Origin of the sequence: Streptomyces sp. NPDC005774 (genome assembly GCF_042871645.1) — a bacterium.
Taxonomy (GTDB): Bacteria; Actinomycetota; Actinomycetes; order Streptomycetales; family Streptomycetaceae; genus Streptomyces; species Streptomyces pratens.
Genome location: NZ_JBIAIV010000096.1, coordinates 1 through 10,431, shown reverse-complemented (window position 1 = coordinate 10,431; position 10,431 = coordinate 1). Strand labels below are relative to the sequence as shown.

7 protein-coding genes and 3 pseudogenes are annotated in these 10,431 nt (G+C 68.6%); 6 read left to right on the top strand and 4 right to left on the bottom strand.

Annotation, left to right across the window (positions count from 1 at the left end):
- Positions 1-126: 126 nt before the first annotated feature.
- From ACFYQA_RS38465 to ACFYQA_RS38450, 4 genes and pseudogenes are all read left to right on the top strand, one after another.
- Positions 127-516 (top strand): annotated as a pseudogene (locus ACFYQA_RS38465) (hypothetical protein); the annotation flags it as partial.
- A gap of 133 nt (positions 517-649) precedes the next feature.
- A pseudogene (locus tag ACFYQA_RS38460) lies at positions 650-1,761 on the top strand (integrase core domain-containing protein).
- 12 nt (positions 1,762-1,773) lie between these two features.
- Positions 1,774-2,565 (top strand): annotated as a pseudogene (locus tag ACFYQA_RS38455) (integrase core domain-containing protein); the annotation flags it as partial.
- 96 nt (positions 2,566-2,661) lie between these two features.
- A complete protein-coding gene (locus ACFYQA_RS38450; protein ID WP_388928338.1) occupies positions 2,662-3,804 on the top strand; it encodes a CapA family protein in 1,143 nt (380 codons plus the stop codon).
- Positions 3,805-4,440: 636 nt separating this feature from the next.
- Here ACFYQA_RS38450 and ACFYQA_RS38445 read toward each other — a convergent pair.
- Both ACFYQA_RS38445 and ACFYQA_RS38440 read right to left on the bottom strand, forming a co-directional pair.
- A complete protein-coding gene (locus ACFYQA_RS38445) occupies positions 4,441-5,163 on the bottom strand; it encodes a dienelactone hydrolase family protein (protein WP_388928336.1) in 723 nt (240 codons plus the stop codon).
- An 834-nt stretch (positions 5,164-5,997) separates the two neighbouring features.
- Positions 5,998-6,420: a PPOX class F420-dependent oxidoreductase gene (locus ACFYQA_RS38440; RefSeq protein WP_388928334.1), complete on the bottom strand. Its 423-nt coding sequence runs from the start codon at positions 6,418-6,420 to the stop codon at positions 5,998-6,000.
- Positions 6,421-7,247: 827 nt separating this feature from the next.
- Here ACFYQA_RS38440 and ACFYQA_RS38435 point away from each other — a divergent pair.
- The gene (locus tag ACFYQA_RS38435) at positions 7,248-8,051 is read left to right on the top strand and encodes an SAM-dependent methyltransferase (RefSeq protein WP_388928332.1); all 804 of its coding nucleotides are present in this window, start codon (positions 7,248-7,250) and stop codon (positions 8,049-8,051) included.
- On the opposite strand, the gene ACFYQA_RS38430 is transcribed toward ACFYQA_RS38435, so the two are convergent.
- Together ACFYQA_RS38430 and cynS are read right to left on the bottom strand one after the other, a co-directional pair.
- Positions 8,041-8,151: a hypothetical protein gene (locus ACFYQA_RS38430; protein ID WP_388928330.1), complete on the bottom strand. Its 111-nt coding sequence runs from the start codon at positions 8,149-8,151 to the stop codon at positions 8,041-8,043. The two genes, ACFYQA_RS38435 and ACFYQA_RS38430, sit on opposite strands and share 11 nt — an antisense overlap.
- 349 nt (positions 8,152-8,500) lie before the next feature.
- Entirely contained in the window at positions 8,501-8,932 is a 432-nt protein-coding gene (gene cynS, locus ACFYQA_RS38425) for a cyanase (protein ID WP_388928340.1), read from the bottom strand.
- 288 nt (positions 8,933-9,220) lie between these two features.
- Between cynS and ACFYQA_RS38420 the strand changes: the two genes are divergently transcribed.
- The gene (locus ACFYQA_RS38420) at positions 9,221-10,420 is read left to right on the top strand and encodes an IS630 family transposase (RefSeq protein WP_388928327.1); all 1,200 of its coding nucleotides are present in this window, start codon (positions 9,221-9,223) and stop codon (positions 10,418-10,420) included.
- The last annotated feature ends 11 nt before the right edge of the window (positions 10,421-10,431 follow it).

Sequence of the window (10,431 nt, the reverse complement as noted above, 5' to 3'; positions counted from 1 at the left end):
CTAATGATCAGGCCACCTGTCAGCGTGAGGACCTCACCGGCGCATCACACCAGCTCCGCTGAACTGCGGAAACGAGCATGGCGCAGCCTCACTGAGGCCGCTGTCCAGACGATTCGTGAGATCGCGATGGAGTTCGGGGTGAGCATGTCCGTCACGGACAACATCGGCGCGGACCAGCCCTCGCGACGCACGTCGGCCGAGCTGTTCACCGTGTTCGATCCCGACGGCTCGCTGCCGCACGAGGCGTTCGTGGAGCTGGCGGGGTCGCCCGCCGTGAGCGTCCGGCTGTTCCCCGAGGACGATGCCAGGATCACCGTCGAGGGGGTGGAGTTCCACGACGTGCCACGGGACTCCGCCCCCAGGTTCCTCAGGTCCGTCTACGGCGGGCTCGCCACCACCAAGGGGCGGCTGTTCCCGCCCGGCCAGTGCCTCATCGTGCCGCTGCCCGGGGACGAGACGCACAAGGAGCTGATCCTGGACTCCAACCTCACGCCCTGGCTGGCCCGTAGCGCGCGGCGCCAGGTTCGCAGACGTTGCCCTTGCCGAATACCTCATCCATACAGGTGGGAGCGGGTTTCGGGGTGCTGTCCGTGGCCGATCGAGTCGCCGCTATCGTGCGGCGGCGGTGGGCGCGGCATGATGATCGGTCGTGCTGCTGAGACTGGCGTACCTGGGCGTGACGAACGCGTTCGCGATGCTGCGGCTGCTGCCAACGAGCGACCGTGAGAAGGACATCGAGATCTTGGCCCTGCGCCATCAGATCGCCGTCTTGGAGCGGCAGCTGGACGGGCAGCGAGTCCGGATGCACGCGAGCGGCCGGGCTTTCCTGGCGTCGCTGCTCCACGGTCTGCCAAGGGAAGTGCTGCGCCGGATGCGGTTGCTGGTGCGGCCGGACACGGTACTGCGCCGGCACCGCGATCTCCTCGCCCGCCGGCACGCTGCCCGGTCCAGGCCGAAGCGCGGAGGCCGGCCCCGCACCGTGCACTCGATCCGAGCACTCGTACTGCGCTTGGCCAGGGAAAATCCAAGTTGGGGCTACCGGCGCCTGCACGGTGAACTGCTCGTGCTCGGAGTGAAGGTGGCAGCATCCACGGTCTGGGAAATCTTGAAGGAGGACGGCATCGAGCCGGTGCCCGAGCGGGCCTCGAGCACCTGGGCGGACTTCCTGCGCTCCCAGGCCGACGTGCTCCTGGCATGCGACTTCTTCGAGACGGTCACCCTGTCCGGGGCCCGCTTGTACGTATTCGCCGCGATCGAGCACGCGAACCGCCGGATCCGGATCCTGGGCGCGACCGCGCATCCGACCGCGTCCTGGGTGGTCCAGGCCGCGAAAAATCTTGTCATGGATCTCGAGGGCACCGGCTGTCGGGCGCGCTGTCTGATCAGGGATCGGGACGGGAAGTTCCCGCGGTTGTTCGACGAGGTACTCCAGGACGCGGGTATCGAGGTGGTGCTCAGCTGCGTCCGGATACCGAGAATGAACTCGATCATGGAGCGGTGGGTGCAGTCCTGCCGGCGCGAGCTGCTGGACCGCACATTGATCTGGAACCAACGCCATCTCCTTTACGTCCTGCGCGAGTTCGAGATGTTCTACCACGAGCACAGGCCACACCAGGGCCTTGCGAACGCCCGCCCCCTCCGCCCGCTGCCCGCTGCCCGCTGCCCGCTCCGATCGAGGACCCGGACCGGATCGCCCATCTGGGCATACGACGGCGAGCGCGGCTTGGCGGCACCCTCCACGAGTACCAACATGCGGCCTGAGCAGCCTGGATGAGGTATTCGGCAAGCGCAAGGCCACCGACCGCCGGCGCGGTCAAGGCGCTGGTGCTGCGACTGGCCCAGGAGAATCCGCGTTGGGGCTGTCGACGGACCCAGGGCGAACTCGCCCGCCTCGGACAGCCGATCGGCACCACGACGGTCTGGGAGATCCCGACGGCCGCCGGCATCGATCCAGCCCCAGGCCGCAGCGGGCCGACATGGCGCGCGTTCCTGACCGCGCAGGCCGAGGGCCTCCTCGCATGCGACTTCCTGCACATCGACCTGGTCGACCTTCGCCGGGCCTACGCGCTGGTCTTCCTCGAGTACGGCACGCGCCGCCTGCACATCGCTGGTGTGACCGCGCACCCGACCGGGCAGTGGACCGTGCAACAAGCCCGCAACCTCGCCGTCGAGCTGGGCCTGCGCCTGGAGTCACTGCGCTTTTTGATCCGCGACCGGGACGCGAAGTACACCGAGTCCTTCGACGCCGTCTTCGAGGCCGAAGACATGGACGTGCTGCTCAGCGCGCCACAGGCGCCGCGCATGAACGCCCCCTGCGAAAGAGTGATCGGCACGATCCGGCGCGAGGTCCTCGACCACATCCTGATCTTGAACGAAGCCCACGCCCACCAGGTCTTCGCCGAGTACCAGGCGCACTACACCACGCATCGGCCACACCGAGCACGAGACCAAAGACCATCCGAAGCCCGGGAACAGCCAGCGGTATCGCACGATCGCGTGCCCCGCAGGCTCCTGCGCACCCGAGTCCTCGGCGGGGTCATCGACGAGTACCGATACACGGCTTGAGCTGCAGCGATGACTTTACGAGCCCCACAGGGTGAGCGCGTCGGGCGGGAAGCCCGCGCGATCCCGCCCCCTCGCAGGCGCGCCTACCGTAGAGGTATGACCAGCGGCGTGGTGACGCTGTTCGTATGCGGCGATGTGATGCTCGGACGCGGCGTCGACCAGATCCTGGCCCGGCCCGGTGACCGGCACTGCGGGAGCTGCGCCGAGGACGCCCGGTCCTACGTCCGCCTGGCCGAGTCGGTCAACGGTCCGATCCCGGCCCCCGTGCCGCCCTCCTGGCCATGGGGCGAGGCACTCCGGTTGCTGGACTCCGCTGCCCCGGACGTGCGGATCGTCAATTTGGAGACCTCCGTCACCCGCAGTGACGCGTTCGCGCCCGGCAAGGCGGTGCACTACCGCATGCATCCGGCCAACGTGTCCGCCCTCACGGTCGCCCGCCCCGACGTCTGCGTCCTGGCCAACAACCACGTACTGGACTTCGGCCGGGCGGGCCTGGAGGAGACGCTGGACACGCTCGGCCGCGCCGGCCTGCAGGTGGCGGGCGCCGGGCGGAGCGCCGACGAGGCGTACCGGCCCGCCGCCGTCCCCAACCCGGCCGGCGGCCGTGTCCTGGTCCTCGCCCTCGGAGCAACCTCCAGCGGCATCCCGCCCGGCTGGGCGGCGACCACCGCCCTCTCCGGCGTCGCCCACCTCCCCGACCTTTCGGCCGCCACGGCCGCCGCGGTGGTGCGGCGCATACGGCGGTTGAAGCGTGCGGGCGACATCGTGGTCGTGTCCGTGCACTGGGGCTCCAACTGGGGGTACCACGTCCCCCGCGAGCAGACCCGTTTCGCGCACGCTCTGGTGGACGGCGGTGCCGACCTCGTCCACGGACACTCCTCGCACCACCCCCGCCCCATCGAGGTGTACCGCCGGCGGCTGGTGCTGCACGGGTGCGGCGACTTCATCGACGACTACGAGGGCATCGGCGGTTACGAGGAGTACCGCGACGACCTCCGGCTCGCCTACTTCGTCACGGTGGCGGCGGACAGCAGGCGGTTTCTCGGTCTGCGCATGGTGCCGCTGCGGGCAAGGCGCATGCGGCTGGAAGGCGCCCCGCACCGGGATGCCGTCTGGGTACGGGCGACCCTGAACCGCGTCAGCACCGGAGTCCACCTGGACCTGGAGAGCGATGGCACGCTCTCGCTGGATCCACGCCGGCAACACCCCCGCCCCGGAGCCTCACGAGGTCCGCGATGACCACCGACGGCACGGTCCCGCGCTGATGACCTGGGGCAGTTTGTCAGTATTGCTTCGGTGTTGATGCGTCAGTGATCCGGGGTGGTGTTGGCCGTGGTCGGGACCGATGACGGCTGGTGTCGTGCCGCCGACGATGGTTGCCGGTACGACCGCACGCACATGCCGGGTAGACAGCCCTCCCGTCTGCTGCTGCTCCAGCAAATGACGCACTACCAACACCCTGGACAGCACAGCCCCACGGCCGGCCCTTACGTCTTGATCCACCCCACGATCACACCGGCCGTGCCCACCTCACCGCATAAGAAATCTTGAACCTGAGACAGCATCAGCTGCCATGAGATAAAGCGCCACGACAGTGGTCCCGCCCATCAATCTCTTACCTCACGAAAGCGACCAGCCCACCCATAAACAACCGCTGGCTTTGTTCACGGGAACCGACAGCACCTGTACACGAGATTGGGCAGCACTCGAAGCACTGCAGAAATCGAACAGTTCATGGCTTCGGGCACTGCGGGCCCCTGCCGAGTTGGCAGGGGCCCGCGGTGTAGAGAGTTGAGGAGGGCCGGGAGCTGTCCTCGACGAGCAGCATCCTGGCCGACACCGCTTACCGTCTGCTGCCGGCCTGGGGGTCCGGCTTCACTTCAGGTGCCGGTCCAAGAACCGGCACCCGTCCTCCAGCTCGAACCACGGGGTGCCGGTGTGCCCGCCCAGATTGGCGTGCAGCGTCTTCTCCTTGCTGCCGAAAGCGTCGAACAGGTCCAGGGCCCGTTGCCGGGGGTTCCCTTCGTCGTCCCACTGCAGCAGGAACAGCAGCGGAATGGTGACCTGCCGGGCCTCCTCGCGCTGGGCACGGGGCACGTAGCCCCCGGCGAAGAAGCCTGCGGCCGCGATGCGCGGCTCGAGGACCGCCAGCCGAATGCCGAGGGCGGTCCACCCCCCGGAGTACCCGACCGGGCCGCCGATCTCGGGCAGCTCAAGGAGGGCGTCCAGGGTGGTCCGCCATTCCGGGACCGCGTTTTCGACCAGCGGGCCGATGAAGGACTCGAAGATCTCGTCGACCGGCTCGCCGGCCTGCATCGCCCGGCGGAGGTCGGCGCGGGCTTGCTCGTCGGCGGCGGAACGGGACCGGTCACCGCACCCGGCGGCGTCGATGGTGGCCACCGCGTAGCCGCGCGCCGCGGTGTACCGGGCCCGGGCCACCAGCCGGGGTTCCGCCTTGGGCAGGCCGTTGTTGTGGGCCATCAGGATCAGCGGGGCCGGTGCGGATTCGGGCGTCCACAGGGTGCCGGGGATCTCGCCGAGGGTGAATTCGCGCTCGAGGACGCCGTCGTCGAGGCGCTGCTCGGAAGTGAATTGCATGGTCGTGCCTTTCGGGAGGGCGCTTGAACGGCGCTCCCGGACGACCTAGCGCCCGACCGTGACCCCGGAGGGGAGCACCCATGTCGATACTGCGTTCACGGGTACCACCTCCTCGTTCTCTCGCACGGCCTCCGGGAGATTAGCAACGGTCGCCGTGGTCCGCCAACGGGTTTCTGCAGAGGCTCCGTAGCCGGACGCCGCGGAGTCGGAACACTACGCAGAGCTACTTGGGGCCTCATCGCGACTTCCCGAGGTGAGGCCCTGCGACGGCGGGGCGCGCTGGGGCGCTGTCGTTTCTCATGAACATCGAACACGACGCGCCGCCGACGCCGCCCAATCTCGTGTACAGGTGCTGTCGGTTCTCGTGAACAAAGCCGCCCTGTCCCGCGCGGCCACGCTGAGGAGATCGCGGTCGACGGTGAGGCGGAGCCGGTGATCGTGAAGCTGGGCGTATGGATCTCCAACACCAAGCAGCGGCGGGACGAACTCGCCCAGGAACAACCGGGCCCACTGCGGGAGCTGGACGCGGAGTGGGCGTGAGACTCCCGGCAGGCCCTGTCATCGGTGCCCTCCCCGGGCTCTGCAGCCGATGCCGGCCGGTGCTGAAGCGCGGCGTGTCCAGCGGGCGCCTGGATACGCCCGATCGACAAATCTTCGGGCAGGTGTCGGGCGCTCAGGCGCAGGACCAGGCCGGCATCCCCTGGAGACGGGGCAGGCCGTCGATCGAGTCCCTGTCGAATCCGGAGCGGTTCAGGTGTGACGTGCACTGGTTCAGTTCGAGTGAGCATCCACGGAAAGCCTGCCTGTATGCCGCCCCCGGGTCGGGGCTGGGAATCACCACCCGGAGGGCTTCGCGGTGCCCATGACGCGGCTGACGGTGATCTCGATGACGACCCGGTTCGGGTTGACCCGCGGGGTCTTGTACCGCTCGGCGTACCGGCGCTCGGCATCGGCGACGGAGGCGGGATCGTCCTTGACCACGGCTGTGCCTTCGAGAGTGCACCAGCGCCGGCCTTCGACCTGCCCCACGGACACGCGTGCCTCGGTGCCGACGGCCAGGGCGGCCCGGACGTTGCGCGCCTTCTTGCTGCCGCCGTCGGTGATGACGCGGGCAATCCGTGCCTCGGGGTCGTACGTGACGCCGACTGGGGTGAGGTGCGGAGTGCCGTCAGGCCTGAGCGTGGTCAGGAAGCACGTGCGGCGCTCCCGCCAGAACACGTCATCCCCCTCAGCAGGCTGCGATGCCCTGATGTCCAACGTCGGTCTCCTCGGTGCAAACGGCTCAGCGCGACATCCACAAGCCCGAAGAGGCGGGGAGGCCGACGGTTCAACCGTAACGGGCCGCCCTGGCCGGGCCCCGCTTCCCCCGGCCCGCCCGGACAGGCCAGCAGATGGCCAAGGTCGAGGGAGATTCCCGCCCGCTGCACTCACCGAGCCGCACCCAGCCCCACCGCCACAACCCTGACCAGCAACAACACACCCCATGCTGTACCGACCGGCAACAAACCGACCAGGCGAGACACCAAAAACGTCTGCGCTGAATAGGCATCCGTGTCACCACCCGAAATCCCCCACCACAGCACACGAACAGCAGAAACCCGATACCAACCGCACTGACATCATCATGCCGAACCGCCACCGACAAAAACTTACAGATCATCACGTGCAGCTGGCGGTCGCCCTCCGGGGCGGCCGGGAGCCGGCCCGCGCGCAGGGTGTCGTAGTGCGTAAGGAGGGCGGAGAAGGCCGGCATCGGGATGCCCCGCCGGGCGGCTGAGGCCACCGTCTCTCGTCACGGGACCTGGACTGAGCACGGATCCGGAACCCGGTCCCACCGCGCCCGACACCCCGTCAGGCACTCATACGCTCCACAACGTGACAGCGCCCCGTCGGGTCCTCGTTTGCGTCACGCCTGCCCCTTCCCCGGTTGACTGCGCCAAGGATTCCGTATCCTTACGGCGCTATAAATGTCCGACCACCAGCGGGCCGTCGCGGCCCTGACGACGTTCCTCAGCCCGAGCGAAGTCAAGCCGGTATCACGATAGTTGGCCTACGGATGCACAGCTCTGTGTGAAGCTTTCCCCATGACCCACCCGCGTGAAGAAGTCAGGGCCAGGCTGCAGACCGATCGCCCGCACTCCGCCCGTGTCTGGAACTACCTGCTGGGAGGCAAGGACAACTACCCCGTCGACAGCGAGGCCGGTGAGGTCATCCTGAAGACCTTCCCGGAGTTCGCCGCCGTCGCGCGGCTGCAACGGAGGTTCCTCGCGCGCGCCGTGCGCTTCCTCGCGGGCGAGGCCGGTGTCCGCCAGTTCCTCGACATCGGCACCGGACTGCCCACCGCCGACAACACACACGAACTGGCCCAGCGCATCGCGCCGGAGAGCCGCATCGTGTACGTCGACAACGACCCCCTCGTCCTGGTGCACGCGCAGGCCCTGCTCACCAGCAGCACCGAGGGCGCCTGCGCCTACGTCGACGCCGACGTCAGGGACCCGGAACGCATCCTCGCCGAAGCGGCGAAGACCCTGGACCTCAGCCGCCCGGTCGCCCTGACCATGCTGGGCATCATGGGGCAGATCTCCGACGCCGAGCGCCCCGCCGACCTGGTGAGCACGCTGATGTCGGCCCTGCCCCCGGGCAGCTACCTGGCCCTGAGTGACGGCACGAACACCAACGAGGCGCTCAGCACCGCGGTCGGGGTCTACAACGGGCAGTCGGCCAACACCTACCACCTGCGCTCGCCGCAGGAGATCGCCTCCTTCTTCGCCGGTCTGGATCTGGTGGAGCCGGGGGTCGTGTCCACGGCCGCCTGGCGCCCGGACGCCGACCGGGCCGAGGAGGACACGGCCGACGTCTCCGTCTGCGGTGTCGCGGTCAAGAAGTGACCCGCTCTGCCGCTCGGTAGTCCCGCGGAGGCACCCCGCAGCGCCGGCGGAAGGCACGGCTGAAGTGGAAGGGGCCGGCGCAGCCGGATGCCTCGGCCACCCGGGCGACCGGCAGCGCGGTGCTCCACAGCAGCCGCGCGGCGTGCCGCAGGCGTGCCGCAGGCGTGCCGCAGGCGTGCCTCGCGCAGGGCCCGCATCGGTGTGGTGCCGGTCTGCTCGGCGAACAGGTGGGCGAAGCGGGACGGTGACAGCGGGGGCGTTGCGGACCGTGCCGCCGGCCGGGGAGCTGACCGCGTCACTGATCAGCCGGGTAGCGGCCCGCTCTGGGCAGAGATCCGGCGGCTGCACCAGGCTGAGCAGATGCCGATCCGGGCGATCGCGCGGCATCTGAGCATCTCGCGGGAAGACGGGGGCGGAAGCCTGTGGGTTTTGGCCCGCCCCGGGGAGGGTCAGAAGGGCTTGTAGGGCAGGTACTTGCCGTCCAGGGTGATGACCGCCCGCTCGCCGCCCGCGGGGTCGGCGACCTTCTTCACATCCAGCTTGAAATTGATCGCGGAGATGATGCCGTCACCGAACTGCTCGTGCACCAGGGCCTTGAGGGTGGTGCCGTAGACCTGGAGTATCTCGTAGAAGCGGTAGATCGTCGGGTCGGTCGGAACACTGTCCCCGATCGAGCCGCGGGTGGGGATGGTCTGGAGCAGCATCACCGCGTCGTCGTCCAGGCCCAGTAGCTCGGCGACGGCCTTCGCGGCGTGGGCGGGCAGGGCGTGCTGGCCCAGAATGGCGGCGGTGACGAAGGTGACCGACAGTCCTGCGGCGTCCGCGATCTGCTGCCAGGACACATTCCGGCGGGTCTTGGCCTCAACCGCGGCGATGGCCAGCTACTGACGGGCGGTGGGGTCGAACTGAGCGTGCACCATGAGAGGTTTTCCTTATCCGAGGTGCTGGTCCACAGGAGGGCGAGGCGGCGAGCTTGCGGGGCGGTGGGTGATCCGGGACCGGTGCTCGGGGATCAAGTCGTGCGGTCAGGCCGCCACAGCGGTGCCAAGGGCGCCAGCTTCTTCGACGGTGCCGGTGGGGCTATCGTAGACCCGGCCGTGCAGGGTAGCCGTGTTGTGCGCTAGGGTGATGCGCCAGAAATTTCAGCGGTAAGTCCGTATGCTGTTTCCATGTCGCATCGGGGTCCGCGGGCTGTCGAGATCGCGCTCTCCGAGGAGGAGCGCATCGAGTTGTCGCGCCGGGCGGCAGGCGGGTCAGGGGCCCGGTCGGCCGAGCGCGCGCAGATCATCCTGGCCTGCGCGGACGGAGCGTCAAGTAGCCAAGTAGCCGTCGGCTTGGGTGTGAACGTGGCGACGGTGCGCAAGTGGCGCTCCCGGTTCGCGGCTCACCGGCTGGCAGGCCTGGCCGACGAGCCGCGGCCGGGCCGGCGCAAACCGGACCTGGTCCTGACCGAGGCCGAGCATGCGCAGTTGACGCGCTGGGCACGGCGGGCGAAGACCGCGCAGTTCCTGGCGCTGCGCGCCAAGATCGTGCTGCGCTGCGCGGAGGGCGGGACGAACAAACAGGTCGCCGCCGAACTCGGCATCGCGCAGGCGACGGTCAACCGCTGGCGGTCGCGGTTCATCGCGGGTCGGCTGGACGGACTCGCGGACGAGCCGCGCCCGGGCCGGCCGCCCTCGATCCTGCTCGACGAGGTCGAAGACGTCATTGTCGCGACACTGGAGTCCACTCCGGGCCAGGACACGCACTGGTCGCGGGCCTCGATGGCGAAACGCACCGGGCTGTCGAAGTCCACCATCGGGCGGATCTGGAAGAGGTTTGACCTCAAGCCGCACCTGCAGGACGCGTTCAAGCTGTCCACCGAACCGCAGTTCGTCGACAAGGTCGTCGACGTCGTCGGCCTCTACCACAACCCACCCGAGAAGGCGGTGGTGCTGTGCGTCGATGAGAAGAGCCAAATCCAGGCACTGGACCGCTCGCAGCCGGTGCTGCCGATGATGCCGGGCATGCCCGAGCGCCGCACCCACGACTATCTGCGGCACGGCATCACCAGCCTGTTCGCCGCGTTCAACATCGCCGACGGCACCGTCATCGGCGAACTGCACCGCCGCCACCGGGCGATTGAGTTCAAGAAGTTCCTGGTCACGATAGACAAGGCCGTACCGCGCGAACTCGACGTGCACCTGGTGTGTGATAGCTACGCCACCCACAACACCTCCGAGATCAAGGCGTGGCTGGGTCGGCACTCGCGCTTCCACGTCCACTTCACGCCGACCGGCTCCTCCTGGATCAACCAGGTCGTGCGACACGAAAGTCGCTTGAGAAGAGTGGAAATCACCAAGGAGGTTCGACTGATGTCGAAGGTGTAGGACCCGAGCCA

Bases quoted from the DNA above. Each gene is read 5' to 3' on its own strand.
- ACFYQA_RS38445 (WP_388928336.1), bottom strand. From the start codon at position 5,163: ATGCAATTCACTTCCGAGCAGCGCCTCGACGACGGCGTCCTCGAGCGC.
- ACFYQA_RS38435 (WP_388928332.1), top strand. From the start codon at position 7,248: ATGACCCACCCGCGTGAAGAAGTCAGGGCCAGGCTGCAGACCGATCGC.
- ACFYQA_RS38450 (WP_388928338.1), top strand. From the start codon at position 2,662: ATGACCAGCGGCGTGGTGACGCTGTTCGTATGCGGCGATGTGATGCTC.
- ACFYQA_RS38420 (WP_388928327.1), top strand. From the start codon at position 9,221: ATGTCGCATCGGGGTCCGCGGGCTGTCGAGATCGCGCTCTCCGAGGAG.